General features: G+C 70.8%; 14 protein-coding genes and 1 tRNA gene. 4 read left to right on the forward strand and 11 right to left on the reverse strand.

Features of this window, described 5'->3' with window-relative positions; genetic code table 11:
- Window positions 1-127 precede the first annotated feature (127 nt).
- Complete coding sequence (locus ACIGXW_RS22710) at window positions 128-1,045, forward strand: Yip1 family protein (protein WP_360913336.1); 918 nt, start codon at window positions 128-130, stop codon at window positions 1,043-1,045.
- 78 nt (window positions 1,046-1,123) lie between these two features.
- On the opposite strand, the gene ACIGXW_RS22715 is transcribed toward ACIGXW_RS22710, so the two are convergent.
- The 3 genes from ACIGXW_RS22715 to ACIGXW_RS22725 form a co-directional block, all read right to left on the reverse strand.
- Window positions 1,124-1,621: a phosphoribosyltransferase gene (locus ACIGXW_RS22715; protein ID WP_071962993.1), complete on the reverse strand. Its 498-nt coding sequence runs from the start codon at window positions 1,619-1,621 to the stop codon at window positions 1,124-1,126.
- Between the two features lie 29 nt (window positions 1,622-1,650).
- Window positions 1,651-2,226 carry a dCTP deaminase gene (gene dcd, locus ACIGXW_RS22720; protein WP_071962992.1) on the reverse strand — a complete coding sequence of 192 codons (576 nt, stop codon included), beginning with the start codon at window positions 2,224-2,226 and terminating at the stop codon, window positions 1,651-1,653.
- An 85-nt stretch (window positions 2,227-2,311) separates the two neighbouring features.
- Window positions 2,312-2,440, reverse strand: a complete 129-nt coding sequence (locus tag ACIGXW_RS22725; protein ID WP_399575129.1) for a hypothetical protein — start codon at window positions 2,438-2,440, stop codon at window positions 2,312-2,314.
- Window positions 2,441-2,760: 320 nt separating this feature from the next.
- On the opposite strand from ACIGXW_RS22725, the gene ACIGXW_RS22730 reads away from it, so the two are divergent.
- Together ACIGXW_RS22730 and ACIGXW_RS22735 are read left to right on the forward strand one after the other, a co-directional pair.
- Window positions 2,761-2,831 (forward strand) — tRNA-Gly (locus tag ACIGXW_RS22730).
- A gap of 209 nt (window positions 2,832-3,040) precedes the next feature.
- On the forward strand, window positions 3,041-4,702 hold the full coding sequence (locus ACIGXW_RS22735; RefSeq protein WP_399575113.1) for a serine/threonine-protein kinase: 1,662 nt from the start codon (window positions 3,041-3,043) through the stop codon (window positions 4,700-4,702).
- A gap of 6 nt (window positions 4,703-4,708) precedes the next feature.
- On the opposite strand, the gene ACIGXW_RS22740 is transcribed toward ACIGXW_RS22735, so the two are convergent.
- A complete protein-coding gene (locus tag ACIGXW_RS22740; RefSeq protein WP_399574757.1) occupies window positions 4,709-5,434 on the reverse strand; it encodes a DUF4232 domain-containing protein in 726 nt (241 codons plus the stop codon).
- A 208-nt stretch (window positions 5,435-5,642) separates the two neighbouring features.
- Between ACIGXW_RS22740 and ACIGXW_RS22745 the strand changes: the two genes are divergently transcribed.
- On the forward strand, window positions 5,643-7,022 hold the full coding sequence (locus ACIGXW_RS22745) for a helix-turn-helix domain-containing protein (RefSeq protein WP_399574758.1): 1,380 nt from the start codon (window positions 5,643-5,645) through the stop codon (window positions 7,020-7,022).
- A 60-nt stretch (window positions 7,023-7,082) separates the two neighbouring features.
- Here ACIGXW_RS22745 and ACIGXW_RS22750 read toward each other — a convergent pair whose 3' ends face one another.
- The 7 genes from ACIGXW_RS22750 to ACIGXW_RS22780 all read right to left on the reverse strand — a co-directional run bounded on the left by ACIGXW_RS22750 (window position 7,083) and on the right by ACIGXW_RS22780 (window position 19,497).
- A complete protein-coding gene (locus ACIGXW_RS22750; RefSeq protein WP_399574759.1) occupies window positions 7,083-7,853 on the reverse strand; it encodes an ABC transporter permease subunit in 771 nt (256 codons plus the stop codon).
- Window positions 7,854-7,855: 2 nt separating this feature from the next.
- Window positions 7,856-8,770, reverse strand: a complete 915-nt coding sequence (locus tag ACIGXW_RS22755; RefSeq protein ID WP_399574760.1) for an ATP-binding cassette domain-containing protein — start codon at window positions 8,768-8,770, stop codon at window positions 7,856-7,858.
- 240 nt (window positions 8,771-9,010) lie between these two features.
- Entirely contained in the window at window positions 9,011-10,405 is a 1,395-nt protein-coding gene (cysS, locus tag ACIGXW_RS22760) for a cysteine--tRNA ligase (RefSeq protein ID WP_399574762.1), read from the reverse strand.
- Complete coding sequence (locus ACIGXW_RS22765; RefSeq protein ID WP_399574764.1) at window positions 10,402-11,358, reverse strand: LLM class flavin-dependent oxidoreductase; 957 nt, start codon at window positions 11,356-11,358, stop codon at window positions 10,402-10,404. Before ACIGXW_RS22765 ends, cysS begins: the two co-directional genes overlap by 4 nt.
- Before the next feature lie 104 nt (window positions 11,359-11,462).
- Entirely contained in the window at window positions 11,463-14,282 is a 2,820-nt protein-coding gene (gene lanM / locus ACIGXW_RS22770) for a type 2 lanthipeptide synthetase LanM (RefSeq protein ID WP_399574765.1), read from the reverse strand.
- Complete coding sequence (locus ACIGXW_RS22775; protein ID WP_399574767.1) at window positions 14,279-16,465, reverse strand: peptidase domain-containing ABC transporter; 2,187 nt, start codon at window positions 16,463-16,465, stop codon at window positions 14,279-14,281. The genes lanM and ACIGXW_RS22775 overlap by 4 nt, the downstream gene beginning before the upstream one ends.
- Window positions 16,466-16,467: 2 nt before the next feature.
- A complete protein-coding gene (locus ACIGXW_RS22780; RefSeq protein ID WP_399574768.1) occupies window positions 16,468-19,497 on the reverse strand; it encodes a type 2 lanthipeptide synthetase LanM family protein in 3,030 nt (1,009 codons plus the stop codon).
- Between the last annotated feature and the right edge of the window lie 2 nt (window positions 19,498-19,499).

The raw sequence follows: 19,499 nt of genomic DNA on the forward strand, positions 1-19,499 counted from the left end.
CCCCCGCGACCCTGGGCTTTCCCCTAAGGGATGTCACAGCTCGGCCGCAATGCCGGGTCCGTTCCCCCGGGCCCGGCGCCGGGACCTCGCCGGAGCGGGTACGTTCGAAGGCGTGGCTGGATTCAGGATGGGACGCGGGCGGGACCCTCACGGTGCCGACCCCGCGCGGCAAGGACAGCAGGCTCCGTACGGCGGCCAGGGCGCGCCCGGGCAACCCGGCATGCCCGGCGGCGGCTACGGCGGCGGGCAGCAGCAGTGGCAGCAGCCGGGCGGGTACGACGAGCCGGAGTACTTCGGGGGCGGGCATCCACCGCAGCCGCCCCAGCCCCAGCCGGGCTACGGGCAGCAGCAGTACGGCGGCCAGGACCCGTACTACGGGCGGACCGCCGACAACCCCGGCCACACGCAGCAGTTCAGCCTCGGCGAGGCCCCGGACGCGTACGGCCAGTACGACGGCGGTGACGGCTCCTACGGCGCCGCGCCCGCGCCCGCTCCGCCCGCCGGGCCCCGGCTGCACTGGAAGGACCTGCTGAGCGGCATCGTGCTGCGCCCGTCGGCCACCTTCTGGCAGATGCGGGACCACCAGATGTGGGCCCCGGCGCTGATCGTCACCTTCGTCTACGGCCTGCTGGCCGTCTTCGGCTTCGACAAGGCCCGTCAGGACGTACTGAACGCCTCGCTCTCCCAGGTCCTGCCGGCCGTGCTGATCACCGGCGTGATCATGGTGATCGCCGGGTTGATCCTCGGCGCGGTCACCCACACGCTGGCCCGGCAGCTGGGCGGCGACGGGATATGGCAGCCGACGGTCGGGCTGTCGATGCTGATCATGTCGCTCTCCGACGCGCCCCGGCTGCTGTTCGCGATGTTCCTGGGCGGCGACAGCCCCCTCGTACAGGTGCTGGGCTGGGCCACCTGGCTGGCGGGCGGCGCGCTGCTGACCTCGATGGTGAGCAAGTCCCACGACCTGCCGTGGCCCAAGGCGCTCGGGGCCTCGGCGATCCAGCTCGTCGCGCTGCTGTCGCTCATCAAGCTGGGCACGCTCTAGTCACACGGAAGGGCCCGTTTAGATCCTCTGAGGATCTAAACGGGCCCTTCCGTGTGTTCCATGGCCGCTTCCGCGGTCCTACGCGTCGAGGATCTGGCCCTCGCGGCGCACCACCGGCGGCTCGACCGACCACGGGAAGTTGATCCAGTCGTCGGTGCGCTTCCACACGTACTCGCACTTGACCAGCGACTGCGGCTTCTCGTAGATGACCGCGCTGCGCACCTCGGCGACGTGGTCGAGGCAGAAGTCGTGCACCAGCTTGAGCGTCTTGCCGGTGTCCGCGACGTCGTCGGCGATCAGGACCTTCTTGTTGGAGAAGTCGATCGCGTTCGGGACGGGCGCGAGCATGACCGGCATCTCGAGCGTGGAGCCCACACCGGTGTAGAACTCGACGTTCACCAGGTGGATGTTCTTGCAGTCCAGCGCGTAGGCGAGGCCGCCCGCGACGAAGACGCCACCGCGTGCGATGGACAGGATGATGTCCGGCTCGTAGCCGTCGTCCGCGATGGTCTGCGCCAGCTCACGGATCGCCTGCCCGAAGATCGGGTAGGTCAGGTTCTCGCGGATGTCACTCACTGTTGCTCTTCGCCTTGTTCCCGGGTCGGTCAGACCTGCGTGCGGTGGAAATTCTGGAAGGACCGCGAAGGCGTCGGCCCGCGCTGGCCCTGGTAGCGGGAGCCGTGCTTCGCGGACCCGTAAGGATGCTCGACGGGGGAGGTCAGCCGGAACATGCACAGCTGGCCGATCTTCATCCCCGGCCACAGCTTGATCGGCAGCGTGGCCATGTTGGACAGCTCCAGCGTCACGTGCCCGGAGAAGCCCGGGTCGATGAAGCCGGCCGTCGAGTGCGTCAGCAGGCCGAGCCGGCCGAGGCTGGACTTGCCCTCCAGCCGCGAGGCGACGTCGTCGGGGAGCGTGATCACTTCGTACGTCGAGGCCAGCACGAACTCGCCGGGGTGCAGGATGAACGCCTCGTCGCCCTCCGGCACCACCTCACGCGTGAGGTCCGCCTGCTCGACCGCGGGGTCGATGTGCGGGTACCGGTGGTTCTCGAACACCCGGAAGTAGCGGTCGAGCCGCACATCGATGCTCGACGGCTGCACCATCGATTCGTCGAACGGGTCGATCCGCACTCGGCCGGCGTCGATCTCGGCCCGGATGTCCTTGTCTGAGAGAAGCACGAGTCGAGGATACGCAAAGAAGCCGGCCAACCTGACAACGCGGGCCCGGGCCGGAGATCGACTCCGGCCCGGGCCCGCGCCGGGCTCACCCCTTCTCGGTGCCCACCGGCACGGAGTGCCGCAGGCGGGCGCAGCGCGGGCAGCGCAGGAGCCGCCCGGGGCCGATCCGGCCGGGACCGAGGTTCTGCATCGGGAACGAAGCGGTGCTGAACACGTGCCCTTCGGCACAACGAACGACGGTGCGCTCCATCGAGCTCCCTTTCCCCATGGCGGCACTGACTGCGTGCCTCCGGCACGACATGAAAGACAAAAGCCACATTAGGGGATGGATCTGGCCGAACTTAACGCGGCACCCCGACAGCCCCCGCCGATGGCCGCACCCCCACGGTACGCCCCAACTCCCGCCCCTCACGCCCGCATCCCCATGCCCGCCACACCCCCCTCACACGACGGAAGGCCACCGCGGCAAGTGCGCCGGTGGCCTTCGATGGGGTAGAGTGTGCGACGATGCGATGCCCCGATGGGCACCTTCGCGCGGGCGTAGTTTAATGGTAGAACATGAGCTTCCCAAGCTCAGAGCGCGAGTTCGATTCTCGTCGCCCGCTCTTGCAAGAACCCCCAGGTCCATGGATCTGGGGGTTTCTTCGTTGTCCGGGCCGTGTTGCGGCCCGGGTGGGGGCAGGGACGTTACCTCTACGCTGGGCTCGCCAGGTACACGACGAACGGCGACGGAACGGAGCGTGCGGTGACGGGGGAAGCGAACGGCGACGAGCTGATAGGCAAGGTTCTCGGCGGCCGTTACCGGGTGACCGCGATGATCGGGCGCGGCGGCATGGGAGTGGTCGCCCGGGCGGTGGACGAACTGCTGAACCGCGAGGTCGCCGTCAAGGTCCTGCGGGCCTTCACCGACGCCTCGCAGCCCGAACTGCTCGATCTGCGGACCCGGATGCAGCGGGAGGCGCAGGCAGCCGCCCGTATCCGGCACACCGGCGTGGTCACCGTGCACGACGTGACCGAGGAAGAGGGCCTGCCGGTCATCGTCATGGAACTCGTCGACGGGCCCTCGCTCGACGACGTGCTGGAGGAGCGCGGCACACTGGAGCCGCACGAGGCCGCGGCGATCGGCGCGAAGCTGATGGACGCGCTCGACGCCGCGCACCGGGTCGGTGTCCTGCACCGGGACGTCAAGCCGGGCAACGTGCTGCTGGAGCGCGGCGAGCGAAGCGAGACGGGGGTCCCCCCGGCCGGCGGCTGGGGGAGGGTCGTGCTCACCGACTTCGGCATCGCCACCATGGAGGCCTCCGGCGACGAGGCCATGGCCAAGCTCACGCAGAGCGGTCAACTCGTCGGCTCCCTCGACTATCTGCCGCCGGAGCGCGCGCAGGGCAGGGAGCCCGGGCCCGCCTCCGACATCTGGTCGCTCGGCATGACGCTGTACGCGGCGGTGGAGGGCACGTCACCGTTCCGCCGCACGTCCGTGTGGTCCACCTTGTCGGCGATCGTCACCGAGCCCCTGCCGGAGCCCCGCCGGGCGGGACCGCTCACGCCGGTGCTGCGGGCGCTGATGGCCAAGGAGCCGGAGCACCGGCCGACCGCCGACCAGGCGCGCGCGATGCTGGAGCAGGTGGCCGCGGGCGGGACGGTGAGCGCCGCGCCGCACGCCGCCGCGGCACCCGCGCCGCCGCAGGCCCCCGTCGCCCCGACGCCGACGGAGGCCGTCGCCCCGGCGCCGCCGCCCGGGTTCGGTGCCGCGCCGCCGTTCCACCAGCCGGCCCCGCAGCCTCCGCACACCGGCTACCCGCCGCCCGGCCCACCGCAGCCGCCCGTGCAGCCGGTCGCACCGGTCACGGGCCCCGCTCCCGGCGCCGACAGCGCGCCGACGGGCCGCGGACGGCGCCGCGGCCGCACCCTCGTCGCGGCGGCGGCCGCCCTCGTCGTGCTCGTCGGCGGCGGCGTCACCTACGCCCTGACCGCCAAGGACGACGGCACGGGCAGTGGCGGAGCACAGGCGGCGAGCCCCGCGGCCGGTTCCCCCGCCGACGGCCGGCCGGGCGGGGGCGAAACGGCCCCCGGCGGGAACTCCCCCAGCGCCTCGCCGTCCGTGAGCTCCTCCGGGAAGCCGTCCGAAGCGCCCTCGGCCTCCCCGACGGCCAAGCCGAGCGCCACGGCGTCCGCGTCCGGTTCCCCGTCGGCCAAGCCCACGGTGCCCACGACCTGCAGCGGCTGGAACCACCACGACCCGAAGCCCGGTACGTACGGCTACCTGACCGGCGACAAGAACATCCTGAACGGGCCCTACAAGGTCTGTGCCGCCGTGGCCCCGGCCAAGTCCGGCGCGAAGCTCTGGTTCCACTGCTCCGTCGAGAACTCCTACGGCCACAAGTGGATTTACGTCCGCATCGACGGGACGAAGAGCGCGGGCTGGATGTCCGCCGACAACGTCATCCGCCAGACCGGCCAGCCCGTCCGCTGCTAGCGCGGATCAGGACAGGGCGTCCTCGGCCGAGGTCAGCCAGTACGTGACGCGCAGGGAGTCGTCGATGTGCACGCCCCCGGCCGGGAGGGCGGCCCCGGCCATCGAGTCGTCGCCGTCGAAGCCGATCTCGAGGTGCCGTGCCGTGCGGCCCTCGCCGCCGCTGCCGTCGCCCGCGGACAGGATCACGCTCGCGTAGCCCTTGCCGCCCGGCGGCAGGGAAGTGACCGCCTGCGGCTTGGTGTGATCCATGACCGGCGGGACGGACTGGGCGCCCTCGAACTTCACGACGGGGTACCCCTTCACGTCGCACATCTTCGCGCCCGTGTTGGTGACGGTGAGCAGCATGTGGTTGAGCGGGCGGGAGACCGGCGTGGCGACGACCTTGGTGTTGGCGGCGGTGCAGGGCACGCGGTTCTCCGGGGCGTACGGGTCGTGCGTGGTGCCGGTCCGCTGCGCGCCGTGCGGCGCGGCGCCGGCCGAGGAGCCCTTCCCGGCGCTCGGCTTGCCCTGGGGCGCCTGCCCCGCCTGCGGGGACGGGGAGGGCTCCGCGGGCCGGGCGGCCTGACCCGGCCCGGAAGACTGCGAGGAGGCGACGCCCTCGGTGCGTACGCCCTCGCCCTCCCCGCTTCCGCTGCACGCCGCCAGCGTGAGGGTGGCGAGCGCGGCGACCGCCAGGCCGGCGGTGGCGAACGGGCGGGAGTGGGGGTCGGCTCGGCGGGCGGAGGCGGGCATGGCTGGTCTCTTTCGTCGCGGTGCGGGACAGCGGAGCGCCGCTCAACCGGATCGCGGGAGCGGCATGCTTGGATGACGAAAGCTTGTGCGGTATCTCGTCCCGAGCGCCAGGGTGACCGGCCGATCAGGGACGCGGGAACGGTCGCACCGGCTCTGACCTGGGGGAATGATGGTTCCCTGGAACGGGTACCTGGGATGGGGGAGTGACGTGGAGGCGGGCGATCTCGCCGAGCTGCTGCGGTCGCTGAAGGAGCGGTCGGGGCTGAGCTACGGGGCACTGGCCAAGCGACTGCACGTCAGTACATCGACGCTGCACCGGTATTGCAATGGATCGGCCGTGCCCACGGAGTTCGCGCCGGTGGAGCGGCTGGCGCGGCTGTGCAAGGCCACACCGCAGGAGTTGATGGAGGTCCACCGGCGGTGGATCGTCGCGGACGCGACACGTGGACGCAAGGCGCCGTCACCGGCCCCGGCGCAGGCCCCGGCGCAGGCCGAGGAGCAGGCCGACGGAACACCTGCGGCCTCCCCGCCGCCGGAAGAGCCGGTCGAGCCGCACGCGCCGGAGGCGCCCGAGGGGCCAGCACGGCCGGCCGGGCCCGATGAGCCCGCCGAGCCGGAACCCACGACGCCGCCGCGCGGACGCCGGCCCCGGAAGGTCCTGCTCGCCGCCCTCTCCGTCGTCGCCGCCGTCACCGCGCTGGGCGCCGCCGCGCTGGGCGCGGATCTCGTCCGCGCGAGCCCCGGCGCGGAACGCCCCGGACACCCCGTGGCGGCCGCGTCCTCCCCGAGGGCGAAGACCTCCGCTCCCGGAAAGCCGGGGACGGGCGGTGAGCCGTCCGGCACGCCGTCCTCGCCCGGCGCGCGGAAGAGCGAGGACAGCGAGGACGGGGCCGCGGAGAAGGGCGGGAGCGAGGAGGGTACGGGCGGCGGGCCCACCGCGTCCGCGGCCCCTCCCGCGGACCGGCCGGACAGCGGGGCGAAGGCCGGCACTCCGCTGACCGCCCACGTCCGGCCGTACGCCTTCGAGGACCCCTGCTCCCAGCGCTACCTGCTCGACCGCGCTCCCCGCGACGTCACGCCACCTCCCACGGAGCAGGACGCGCCCGGCTGGGTGTCCACGCTCGGCGGCGTCGCGGCCGGCGAGCAGTTCATCGAGATCACCCTGCAGGGCACCGGCAAGGACACCGTCGTCCTCGAAGGGCTGCACGTCCGGGTGCGGGGCACGAAGGCGCCGCTCGCCTGGAACTCCTACGTCATGGGCGTGGGTTGCGGCGGCGACGTGTCGACGAAGTCCTTCGGCGTCGACCTCGACTCGGCGCGGCCCGTCGTCGCGCCCGCGGCCGGGCAGCGGGACTTCCCGTACAAGGTGACCGAGAGCGACCCCGAGGTCTTCTACATCAAGGCGGGCGTCAAGCAGCACGACGTGACGTGGGACCTGGAACTGCAGTGGTCCAGCGGCGGCCGGCGCGGAGTGCTGCGCCTCGACGACCGGGGCAGGCCCTTCCGCACCAGCGGAGCCGAGGGCAGGCCCGTCTACGCCCAGCCGCTGGGCTCGGCCCGGGGGTGGGAACCCCTTCCCCCGGCCTGAGGAACGGGCGAACCCCCGGGACGGGCGTCCCGGGGGTTCGTGTCGCGTCGGAGCCGTCCGTCAGGCGTCGCGGCGGCGCATCGCCAGGTAGCCCGCGGTCACGGAGGCGGCGGTCCAGGCGACGAGCACGGCCATGCCGGTCCAGGCCGTGAGGACGGTGCCCTCCGGCCGGCCGCTCTGCAGGATGAGCCCGCCGGCCACGTCGGGCAGGAACTGGGCCGCCTTCTGCACACCGGGAATGCTGTTGAGGATGGCCGAAACCATGAAGAACAGCGGCACCAGGATGCCGATGGTGAGCGCCGAGCTGCGCAGGACACTCGCCAGGCCCATGGAGAACACGCAGATCAGGGTCGTGTAGAGGACCCCTCCGGCCAGCGCTCGCAGCACCCCGTCGTCGGAGAGCGAGGCACTCTGCGGGCCGCCCATGGCCAGCTGCGTGGTGAAGAAGCTGACGCCCACGACGACGACGGACGTGACCAGGGCCGTCGCGGCACCGGTGAGCAGCTTCGCCCCGTAGAAGACGCCGCGTCGCGGCACCGCCGTCAGCGAGCTGCGGATCGTACCCGTCGAGTACTCGCTGCTCACGGCCAGCACGCCGAAGACGACGAGCACGACCATGCCGAGCCTCAGTCCGTGGAAGCCGGCGGCGACGGGGTCGAAGTCCGCCTTGTTCTCCGCGCTCATGTCCTTGTACGAGCCCCGCATGAAGTGACCGGCGAGGAAGGCGAAGGACACGCTGATCAGAAAGTAGACGGCCAGGCTCCACAGGGTGGAGCGGAGCGTCCGGATCTTGGTCCATTCGAAGCGCATGGCCGCAGTGGTGTCCGCCATCGTCAACGCACCTCCTGGCGAGCGCGGTAGTCCACCGAGTCGGCGGTGAGCTGCATGAAGGCCTCTTCGAGGGAGGCCGACCGGGGGCTGATCTCGTAGACGGTCACCTGGTTCTTCGCGGCCAGGCCGCCCACCGCCTCCAGGGTGGTGCCGACGGCCTCGAGCGCTCCGTCGGGGCCGTCGTCCACCTGGATGCCCTCGGCGGCGAGCAGGTCGCGCATCCGCTCCGGCTCGGGGGTGCGGACCAGGATGTACGAGCGGGAGTTGCGGGCGATGAAGTCCTCGACCGAGGTGTCGGCGAGGAGACGGCCCTGCCCGATCACGATCAAGTGCTCTGCGGTCAGCGCCATTTCGCTCATCAGGTGGCTGGAGACGAAGACCGTACGGCCCTCGGCCGCCAGGTTCTTCATCAGTCCCCGGATCCAGAGGATGCCTTCGGGATCGAGGCCGTTGACCGGCTCGTCGAAGAGGACGACCTGCGGGTCGCCGAGCAGCGCGGCGGCCACGCCGAGGCGCTGACCCATGCCCAGCGAAAGCCCCTTGGCCCGCTTGTCCGCCGCGCTGGTCAGCCCGACGAGGTCCAGGACCTCGTCGACCCGCCGGTCGGGGATGCGGTTGCTGCGCGCCAGGCCCAGCAGGTGACCGCGGCCCGTACGTCCGCCGTGCAGCGCCTTGGCCTCCAGGAGCGCACCGACCTTGGTCAAGGGGCGCGGCAGGTCCTCGTAACGCTTGCCGTCGATGAGGACTTGGCCGGATGTCGGCCGGTCCAGGCCGACCATGGCACGCATCGTGGTGGATTTCCCGGCGCCGTTCGGCCCCAGGAAGCCGGTCACCCGGCCCGGCTCGACGCGGAAGGAGAGTCTGTCGACCGCGACAGTCGCCCCATAGCGTTTGGTCAGTTCCTGTACCTCGATCATGCCTCTCACCTTTGTTTACACCGGCAGCCGCGCACATCAACCTGAGGAATGACATCTTCCGGGCCAGTGGCGCGAACGCACCTTGAACGTCAGGCGGGTTCGGGTGCGCGGCCGCGTGGGGGGACGGGATCCGCACCGCTGCGCGCGGCAGCGGTGCGGACCTCAGGGGGCCCCGACCGGCCGGGGGTACCGGGCGGGGCGGCTTGAGTGGGGTGTGTACAGCGGGAGTTCATCGCACGGCTACGCGGGGGAAAGCGTCCAGCGCGGTCCGGTGGGGGTGTCCTCGATCGCGAGCCCGGAGTGCTGGAGCTGATCACGGATCGCGTCCGCGGTCGCGTAGTCCTTACGCCCCCGCGCCGCTTCACGCTGCTCGAGGACCAGCCTGACCAGCGAGTCCACCACACCGTGCAGATCATCACCACGACCGGCGGCATCGGCCCACCGCGCGTCCAGCGGATCCAGACCCAGCACACCCAGCATCGCACGGACCTCCGCCAGCCGGGCGACAGCCGCATCCTTGTCATCCGCGGTCAACGCCGAATTACCCTGCCGGACCGTGGTGTGAATGACCGCGAGCGCCTGCGGAACACCCAGATCGTCATCCATCGCCTCGGCGAACGCCGGCGGCACCTCGCCCGCCGGCTCCACCGGTCCGGCCTTCTCCACCACCCGCTGGATGAAACCCTCGATCCGCGCGAACGCCGACTCCGCCTCCCGCAGCGCTTCCTCGCTGTACTCGATCATCGACCGGTAATGCGGAGTACCCAGGTAATAGCGCAGCACGATCGGCCGCCAGTGCTTGACCATCTCCGAGACCAGCACGGAGTTGCCCAGCGACTTCGACATCTTCTCGCCGCTCATGGTCACCCACGCGTTGTGGGCCCAGTACCGGGCGAAACCATCACCGAAAGCCTTCGCCTGGGCGATCTCGTTCTCATGGTGCGGGAAGATCAGATCCAGGCCGCCGCCATGGATGTCGAAGTCCTCACCGAGGTACTTGTGGGCCATCGCCGAGCACTCCAGGTGCCAGCCCGGCCGCCCACGGCCCCACGGCGTCTCCCAGGAGGGCTCACCCGGCTTGGCGGCCTTCCACATCGCGAAATCACGCGGGTCGCGCTTGCCGGTCTCGCCCTCACCGGAGGGCTGGAGGAGATTGTCCAGCTCCTGGTTGGACAGCTCCAGATAACCGGGGAAGGAGCGCACGTCGAAGTAGACGTTGCCGTCCGCCGCATAGGCGTGGCCGCGCTCGATCAGGCCCCGCATCATCTCGATCATCTCCGGCACATGGCCGGTCGCACGCGGCTCCACGGTCGGCCGCAGGCAGCCCAGGGCATCGTAGGCGGCGTTGAACGCGCACTCGTTCTCATAGCCGATCGACCACCACGGGCGGCCCTGGTCGACGGCCTTCGCAATGATCTTGTCGTCGATGTCGGTCACATTGCGCACGAACGTCACATCGAACCCGCGGTAGGTGAACCAGCGACGCATGATGTCGAAGTTCAGACCCGAGCGAATATGCCCGATATGCGGCGCGGCCTGCACGGTCGCGCCACACAGGTAGATCGAGACACAGCCCGGAACGAGCGGGGAGAAGTCGCGGATCTGCCGGGCGCCGGTGTCGTACAGGCGGATCATGACGCGGCGTTCAGGATGTCCAGGAGGTCCTGGGCGGCGGCGCGCGGGCCGAGGACGCTGGCGACTCCGGTGGTGTTGAGCACCACCTCGTCCACGCCGATCGCCCGGTACTCGGCCAGTCCCGCGGCGATCTCCTGCGCCGTGCCGTACAGGAACACGCCGCCGTCCACGAGCTTGGCGGCGTCGGCGGGGTCCCCCTCGCCGGAGACCGCGATCCCGGCTCGGCGCAGGGTCTGCTGGTAGTGCGGGAGGCGGAGGTGTCCGCCGCACGAGGCGGCGGCCAGGTCGGCGACGTTGCGGCCGGGACCGGACAGGGCGACGGGCACCATGGCCGTGACCTTCAGGGGCCGGTCCGACTGCCGGTTCTCCACGCCGCGCATGGCGGGCATCAGGACGTCGCCCACGTACGCCGCGGACCCCATCCAGGTGATGGCCACGTCCGCGACCTCGCCGGCCAGCGCCGCCATCTTCTCCCGGAGCACGCCCAGACCGACGGACACCGGCAGCTGGTGGTAGTCGAAAAGCTTCGCCTCGACGCTGTAGTGGTCGCCGGAGAGCTCGACCAGCTCCCGGGAGAGCAGCCCGCGCACGATGCTGACGTACTCCCTGCACGCGCCGAGCTGGCTCGCGTAGGGCTTCCCCATGATCCTGCGCTGGAGGTCCAGCGCTCCGGGGCCGAATCCGGCGACGACGGACTGTCCCGTCGCCATCGCCAGGGAACGGGTCTCGAGCGCCGCCTGGTACGGGGTGCGGAACGGCATCAACGACACGCCGAAGCCCATGGGGACCCTGATGCCGAGGCCGGCGAGCCAGCCGGCCACCTGATGGCTGTCCATCAGCATTCCCTGGCCCTGCCACAGCCGTTCGGCGCCGGCCCACTTCACCAGGTTCGCGAACGGAACCGCCTGCTCGGGCCGGATGGGGCCGAGCGGGAGAAGGATCGAATGCTCCACCCCGGGTCATACCTTTCTTCTTGCCGCGCACGGGCCCGCCCCCGGTGGGGCGGGTGCGGCCCGTGCGCGATCGTGCTGGTGCGTCGTGCGTCGTGCGTCGTGCGTCAGGCGAAGGTGCCGCAGGTCAGCGCGACCGGGATGCCCAGTTCGCCGGCGGCCGGTGCCCGGCCGGTTCCGGCGGCGTGGAGCATGACGTCGGTGTCACCGACGCCGGCCCAGCCGAGCATGTAGCCCAGCAACGACGTCCGGCCCGCCGTGCCGGTGAAGAAGCCGTTCGCACGGGCCGAGCGCAGGACGAGGTCCTGGTACTCCCGCGCCCGGGTCAGCAGGGACGCGTCGCCCAGGACACGCCCGGCGGCGATCAGCGACTGGACCACGCCGCTGCTGCCGTGGCAGACCGACAGGTCGAGCGCCCGGTCGGCGGGGAGGTGGGTCGCCTTGTCCACGAGGGCCGCGAGCCGGTCGCCGGCGAGCCACTCCTGCCGGCCGGCCGACGTCATGATCTCGGCCGAGGCGAGCAGCAGGCCCGCGGCGCCGTTGCACCATCCGGCCGCCGGGCTCTCCTCGCCCGACGCGGACTTCTCGATCAGCCAGTCCGCCGCCTCCTTCGCCAGGCCCTCGTCGCCGAGAACCCTTCCGATGCGGGCGGAGGCCCAGCGCAGACCCAGCTCACCGTGGGCCACCTGGGACCACGGGTGCGTCCGGGGCGCCCCGATGTGCGCCAGGGCCAGGTCGCGCAGTCGCGCCAGCCGCCCCTCGTCGCACAGGTCCGCCGCGGCGCCCGTCCCGGCGGCCTCGATGTGGGACAGCAGGCCCATCAGCAGGCCGGCGGGGCCGTTGACCAGGTCCGTTTCCAGCTCGCCCGCCGCGGACCGCTCGTCGATCCGGTCGAGGACCGGTGCCAGCCAGTCGCGGGTCACCGCGGACGGCCTCATGAGCAGCAGGGAAGCGGAACCGGAGAAGACCGACTCCGGAGTCCGCGTCAGGACCTCCCCGTACTCCGCCATCAGCGTGTCGAGCCCGCGGTCCGCGCTGCGGTGGGTGGCGCGCAGGCCGCTGTCGTAGCGTGCGGCCCGCTCCAGGAAGGTGACGATGCCACCGTTGTCGTGGAACGTGATGTGGTTGCCCGGCGTGATCGTCATGGCCTCCCGGCCGGGGCCGATGCCGCACAGCCAGCCCGTCTCCGGACCGTCCGGCCCCTCGAAGGGCACGCCGATGTCCGCGATGGTGCCCGCGATCGAGGACCACCACTCCCCCGGGCGCGCCTGGCTCAGCGCCGTCCTGCCGAACACGCTCTGCGAGGACAGCCCCTCCGGGGTGTCGTCGGTGACGACCTCGCCGAAGCACTCCTCCAGCAGGAAGTGGTGGTAGCGGTCGGTGCGCTCGGAGTTGATGACGACGCCGCAGCGCGCGAACTCCAGGGGAGAGAACTTGTAGACCCCCGGGAAGCTGTCCTTGAGGGTGGCCAGCTCCGTCGAGCCGCCCCGCGTGATGAAGTAGGGCACGTTTCCGGTGGCCAGGGAGGAACGCTCCGCGTCACCGACGAACTTGACGCCCTCGGGGGACAGGAAGTCGTGGAAGCGGGCGAGGAGGCGGAACAGGCGCTCGGCCTCCTCGGGGCTGGTGAGGTAGTCCGGGTGCGTGGACGCGTCCAGGAACCGGCCGTAGATCATCGTCGAGCGCAGCACGCAGCGGACGGGCATCTCCGGGTAGGCGCTCAGCACGGGCGTGATGCCGTCGTCGCGGACGCATGCGAGGGCGTCGAAGTATCCGGCCAGGATGTCGGCGAAGTGCTCCGTGGCCTGCAGCGTCGCCTCGCCGAGGCGCGGCACGTTGTCGCCGTGCTGGTAGACGAGGGGGTCGCGGCCGACGGAGATGGCGTCCGTGGCGCCGTCGCGCACGACCGTCCGGGTCATGCTGGAGCTCTGGTCGCCGGCGACACCGACTCCCGCCATGACCACGTCGATGGGCGAGGCGGGGTTCGACATGGGGACGAGCATCGTGGAGACGACGGAAAGCTTCATGTGGTTCAGCAGGGTGTGCGGAAGCGTGTCGTTCTCCACGCCCGCGTCGGCCCGCACCATCGTCTCGGTGTCGATCACGCACGGGTGCTCACCGGCGGCGAGCAGGTTCTCGTCGTGGAGGTCGGAGGCGCCGATGGTCCCGAAGAGCGCGCAGAGGGCGCCGAACCGGTAGAAGTACCGGGCCGGCTGGTCCGGCGACTCCATGGCCTTCGCGTGGACGAACTGCTGCCAGCCGTGCGAGCCCACGGTGAGGGAGCGCGGTATGCAGTCCCGCACGGAGTGCTTGAGATAGGGGTCGGCCGCCGCGTAGAGGTCCCGCACGAAGCTGTCCGCCGCCAGGGCGCGCGGCTTGTAGATCAGCCGACTGCCGTCGGCCAGCCGCAGCCCGAACACCTGGCGGTTGTCGTTGTGCGGGTCCGAGCCGGCGAGGAAGAGCTTCACGACGAGCGCCGCGTCCGCCTCCGGCACGAGGCCGGCGGTCCTCAGCTCCGTCGCGTCGGCGGCGTACGCGGTGAACATCTCCGTGTACGCGTCGAGCGAGTTGCCCAGGATCGTCTCGAGCCGCTGCTCGAGGACGGGGTACTCGGCGATGATCCGCCGGCAGTTCCCCTCGTCCTCCAAGTGCCGCGTGAAGCCCTGGAGCGCCTCGTCGCCCTCCTGGGTCATGGGCAGCCCGAGGCCCTCGCGGAAGGCGTGGAACTCACCGATGAGCATCCGGAAGGAGTGCTCCTCGACGGAGGACACCAGCCCCTGCCACACGTCGTCCAGCAGGGACTCGACGTGCTCCTCGGCGGCGACCGCGGCCACCGGTCCGCGCAGAGCGCTCTCCACGGCACCGCGCCGCGCCATCTGCCGATAGAACGGAAGGAAGGCCGGGACCATCACGTCCTGTTCGGTCATGCCTGCTCACCCCCCACCAGCGCGTCGACGGACTTTTCCGCGTAAAGGTCTGCGTACACCGAGCCCCTGTCCAACAATTCAGCGTGGTTTCCCTGCTCGACCACGCGCCCGTGGTCGAACACATAGATCTGGTCCGCCGACTTAATCGTCGCCAGGCGGTGCGCGATGATGATCTGCGTGGCCCCGATCTCTTCCATGATCTTGGCGACGCGTCGTTCGTTGACGGTGTCCAGCGAGGCGGTCGCCTCGTCGAGCACCAGGATCGACGGCTTCTGCAGCAGGGCCCGCACGATGGCGAGCCGCTGGCGCTGGCCGCCGGAGAAGTTCGCTCCCATTTCCGACACCAGGGTCTTGAGACCCATGGGCAGGTCCTCGAGGAAGTCGAGGATGCCGACGCTGTCGCAGTACTCGCGGACCTTCTCCGGGGGGATGTCCTGACCCAGCGTCAGGTTCTCCAGGATCGTGCGGTTGTGCAGGTGCACTTCCTGGGGGATGTACCCGATCTGCCGGCGCAGCGCGTCCCTGTCGTACTCGCTCACGTCGAGGCCGCCGATGCGCACGGTGCCTCGCGTCGGCTCGTAGAGGCCGCAGATGATGCGGCCCAGGGTGCTCTTGCCCGAGCCCGAGGCCCCGACGAGGGCGACCTTGGAGCCGGCCTCGATGGTCATCGAGACGTCCTGCACCACGGAGTTGCTGTGCTTGGTGTACTGGAAGCTGATGTTCTCCAGCCGGACCGAGGTGTCGGGGAGCTTCTTCAGGCTGCCGCCGGGCGCCTCCGAGGGGGCGCTGGTGATGTCGTTCAGCCGGGCCATGTACCGCGAGGCCTCGGTGAACTCGGTGTAGGTCTGGAACACCGACGTCGACAGGGCGAAGTAGGTGGCCGACACCGCCTGGACCGCGATCGCCTCGCCGATGGTGATCTGGCCGTGGCTGACGAAGTACAGGCTGGCCAGCAGCAGGAGCATCGGCCCGAACATCTGGGTCGTGCCCGTCACGCCGGCGATCCGGCCCTGCTGCAGGCGCATGCGCGTCTTCATCGCGTCCAGCGAGGAGGCGTACACCTTGTGCCAGCTCTCGATGAACTCGTCCGCGTAGCCGCCCATCTTGATGGTCGGGATGGAGACGACGGCGTCCAGCTGGATCGACTGGCTCTGGCTGAGCTGGCTCATCTCCGCGTCGACGACCTCGAGCACGCGCACCCGCGTCTTGATGAGGTAGGCCGCGTTCAGCGCGAACAGGACGACCGCCACCAGGCCCAGGTGCCACTCGACGACGAGGAGGTACACGGTGACGCACACCAGGGTGCCGACGTCGAGGACGCCCTGCGCCACCCGGGAGGACAGCAGGTCCCTGATCGAGTTCACGCTGTTCAGCCGGAACAGCAGCTCACCAGGTTGTCGCGTGGTGAAGAACTTGTACGGCAGGGACAGGAGCTTGGTGAAGGTGTGGGTCATCAGGTGCTTGCCGAGGAGGGAGACCACCGACGACAGCACGACGATCCTGACCAGCTGGATGGCGAAGTACCCGATCGCCACGGCCAGGATCATGGCCAGCACCAGGAACAGGTCGTCCAGGCCCTGCCAGCGTCCGTACCGGTCGACGGCCCACTCGGTCAGCATCGGGATGCCGAGCACCGCTCCGTACCCGCTGAAGGACAGCAGGCCCACCAGGGCGATGCGCTTGCGCGCGCCGTCGGCGAACAGCGGGATGCTGCGCCACTCGGCGAGCGGCTTCTGCCGCGTCCGTTCGAAGTCCGGGCCGGCCTCGGCGGAGATCACGATGCCGCTGAAGCCCTCCTCGAGCTCCGCACGGCTGATCCGGCGCCGGCCGACGGCCGGGTCCATGAGGACCGCCGTGCGGCCGTCGAAGCGCTCGAGGACGACGAAGTGGTAGTCCTCCCAGTAGAGGATCACCGGCGAGGTGAACTCCTCGAGGGCGGTGACGCTCTTGGCGCGGAACAGCTTGGCTTCCATGCCGCGCGTGCGCAGGAACCGGGCCAGCTGGCCGGCGCTCAGTCCGTCGCGGCCCGCTTCCATGTCGGCGCGGGCGGTCGAGATGTCCTCCGCGTGCCCGTGGTAGCGCAGCAGGGAGACGCAGCAGCACAGTCCGCACTCGGTCTGCGTCACCTGGGTGACGGTCGGCATGCGGCGCGCCGTCCTGCGCCTGCCGCTCGTGGTGCTCATGGTCACCGTCCCTCGATGGTGAGACCGGCCGGGGACGTGTGCAGACTCGGGTCGATGCGGTTGACGAGGTGCAGCACGATGCCGGAGCTGCCGACCATGAGGCTGTTGGTGTGCGCGTACCGGCTCTTCATGTCGGCGAGCTTGCGTTCGAAGACGTCCGGCCGCAGCAGGGTGGCCTCGATCTCCTCGATCTTCCCGCGCAGCGCGGCGTCCCCGGTCCGGGCGGCGATGGCGGAGACGATCCGGTGGTTGCCCAGGTCGCCGTGGCACCAGGTCAGGTTGCGGCCGAAGCCGAGGCGGAGGGTGTTGCGGACGGCGGTCTCCCGCATGCGCAGCACGGCCTCGTCGCCGTTCACCGAGCCGTAGGCCGCCAGCGCCAGCGCGATACCGGCCGAACCGTGGCACCAGCCCGTCGCGAAGGACTGGGGCGTGGCCACGTTGGAGAACCAGTTGTCCTCGTCGCGGTCGTAGAAGCCCTGCAGCCGGTCCATCAGGTCCGACAGCGTCGTGCGGACGGTCTCCTGCTGGGCGGCCGGGAGGCGGGGGTACGCCTGGCTCAGCGCGTGGATGAGGCCGCTGACGCCGTGCGCGAAGCCGGACTGGTCGAGGAGGGACTGGTGGCCGGGGGCGCGCAGGGCGTCGGTGAGCAGGGCGGCCAGCGAGGCGAGGGAGCGGTCGGCGGCGGGGCCGCCGATGGCCGTCACGCACGACATCACACCGGCGACGCCGCTGATCACGTCCAGCGGCACCTCGGCCGTCGGGCGGCCGTGGATCTGGTCCAGGACCAGCGGCAGCGCTCCCTGCGCGGCGTCGACCCAGCCGTCCTCCTTGAGCAGCCGGCCGGCCGTGGCCAGGGCGAAGAGGATGCCGGCCATTCCGGCGTAGCCCGACCAGCCGGCCTGCTCGATGCTGCGCATCTCGTAGCGCTCGCCCGCGAGGATGTCCGCCGTGGTCGAGAAGATCTGCGCGGACAGGTCGCGGTACTCGTCGTTGTCCAGGGTGCGCCCGGCCGCGGCGAGGGCCAGCGCGGGGCCGATCCGTCCGGCGTAGAGGTCGTAGCCGAGCACCCCGGGCGGCCAGGGCCGGTTGGCCTGGGCGGAGGCGAGCGGGCCGATCCAGGTCCTGGGCAGGTGCGCGAACTTGTCGGGCAGCGACGTCGCGACCATCTTGTCCGAGAGCCGGGTGACGAGGGCGGTCAGCGAGTCGTCGGAGCGCGCCGGCGTGCGCCGGGTCGGTGCGGTGCCGGCCGGGTTCTCGTCAAAGTCGCCGGCGGCCAGGTGGTTGTCGGGGAAGCGGGCGGAGAAGGCCGAGTAGAGGAGCATGAGCTGCTCCTCCAGCTCGAAGTCGCCCATGTGCGCGGTCTTCGCGAGGGCCCTCTCGAGCGGTGTCTCCTCGAAGTGGGCGCCCACCTCGACGCCGTCGCCGTCCTCGAGGGCGACGCTCGTGGCGGCGACGGTGAAGTAGGGGACGTCGCGTTCCGCGAGCTGGCGCAGCTCCGAGCCGATGATGGCCCGGGAGGAGAGCTTGCTGGCGATCGCGATGCGCTTGAGCAGGGCGATGTACGTCTCGTAGTCGTCCACGGCGCCGGGGCCCGAGGTCATCCGCAGGGTCTGGGCGTACAGCGCGGTCGGGTTGTGCACGTACCGCACGCGCACCCCGGCGGCCGTCTCGCGCAGCAGGGCGTGGAAGCCCTCCCGGTCGGCCATGACGGCGCGGAAGACCTTGGTGAATCCGGACGCCATCCGCTCGCCCAGCGCGTGGATCTCGTCCTCGGTCAGGGTGCCCACGACCGTCTGCCGCTCCTGCGACCCCTGGGCCTTGAGCACCAGGCGCACGCGGTCGGTGTACGGGTCCTCGAACTGCATCGTCTTGAACGGGGAGGTGCCGCGGCCCTGGTCCCCGAGGAAGCCGAGGTCGACGTGGCCGGCGTCCTCGCCCTTGCCCACCATGACCAGCGGCAGGATCCCGATGCCGTAGATCGACTGCCCGATGGTCTCGTAGGCGTTGCCCGGCGCCTCCGGCTTCGGCCCCTGGTGGATCCGCGCGGGGTGCAGGATGGTCTCGAGGTCGATGGGCACGGGGCCGCGGCGGGTCGACACGATGTTCTCGAAGTGCATGTCCCGCGCGTTCAGCAGGTAGAACACCGCGGCGAGCTCGCCGCTGGCGTACATGAACTCCTCGGACATGTCGGAGACGTCCTCGGCCGCGATGTACTCCACGTAGCCGTAGCCGTCCCGCTCCAGGACCTTCGCGGCGACCAGGGACGTGCCGAGCCGGCCGTTGAGCTCGCGGGCGATGACCTCGTACGCGGCCTCGCAGGAGACGTCGCGGGGCTTGTACGCCAGGCGCTCGCCGGACGCGAAGGTGAGCACGGCGACGCTGCGGCCGTGGTGGTGCGAGTCGCCGTCGGAGAAGCCGCAGCTCTCGAGCGTGTCGGTGACGTCGATGCCGAAGGTGGCCGCCAGGGCCTCCCGGTCGGCCTCCAGCCGGGCGCACAGCTCCCGGACGCCGTCCGCCGCGTTGCGCAGCAGGGTGCGGGTGATGTCGCGCAGGACCGGGAAGGACAGCCCGCTCACGTCCTCGAAGGAGGTGCGGTTGGACTGCTCCACGAAGTAGGCGTAGCGCTCGGCGGGGTCGGCGCCGACGAGCAGCCCGCTCTCGCGCGCGTGATTGACGGCGGCGACGAGGGGACGGGTGTAGGACTCGCGGACCCGGGCCTCGGTCTGGTCGAGAAGCTGCGTCAGGGCGGCCTGCGGGTCACGGAAAAGGTTCCCGAAAGGGGCAAGCGGGTTGGTATCCGCGATGGCGGAGGCAACCGTCTTGATGACGCTTTGAAAGGGGTATTCCTCCGGCTTGGCGAGCCATGCGTCCACCGTCGCCCGGGTGTCGTCATCCGGCGCGGAGGGGGTCGGCCCGGCCTCTCCCGCCTGAAGCACTCCGACCATGTGAGCGTCGAACTGGGACAGCGGCGAGATCGTTTCTTCGACTTCGGCGCTGTTGAACTCCGGATAGTACTTGGCTGGAGATATCACGG

The sequence above is a fragment of the Streptomyces sp. NPDC053079 genome (assembly GCF_044546695.1).
In the GTDB taxonomy this organism is placed as follows: domain Bacteria; phylum Actinomycetota; class Actinomycetes; order Streptomycetales; family Streptomycetaceae; genus Streptomyces.

Excerpts from the sequence above, each read along its gene's own strand:
- ACIGXW_RS22710 (WP_360913336.1), top strand. The coding sequence starts at position 128 with ATGGGACGCGGGCGGGACCCTCACGGTGCCGACCCCGCGCGGCAAGGA.
- ACIGXW_RS22735 (WP_399575113.1), top strand. The coding sequence starts at position 3,041 with ATGATCGGGCGCGGCGGCATGGGAGTGGTCGCCCGGGCGGTGGACGAA.
- cysS (WP_399574762.1), bottom strand. The coding sequence starts at position 10,405 with ATGATCCGCCTGTACGACACCGGCGCCCGGCAGATCCGCGACTTCTCC.
- ACIGXW_RS22775 (WP_399574767.1), bottom strand. The coding sequence starts at position 16,465 with ATGAGCACCACGAGCGGCAGGCGCAGGACGGCGCGCCGCATGCCGACC.
- lanM (WP_399574765.1), bottom strand. The coding sequence starts at position 14,282 with ATGACCGAACAGGACGTGATGGTCCCGGCCTTCCTTCCGTTCTATCGG.
- ACIGXW_RS22750 (WP_399574759.1), bottom strand. The coding sequence starts at position 7,853 with ATGGCGGACACCACTGCGGCCATGCGCTTCGAATGGACCAAGATCCGG.
- ACIGXW_RS22755 (WP_399574760.1), bottom strand. The coding sequence starts at position 8,770 with ATGATCGAGGTACAGGAACTGACCAAACGCTATGGGGCGACTGTCGCG.
- ACIGXW_RS22740 (WP_399574757.1), bottom strand. The coding sequence starts at position 5,434 with ATGCCCGCCTCCGCCCGCCGAGCCGACCCCCACTCCCGCCCGTTCGCC.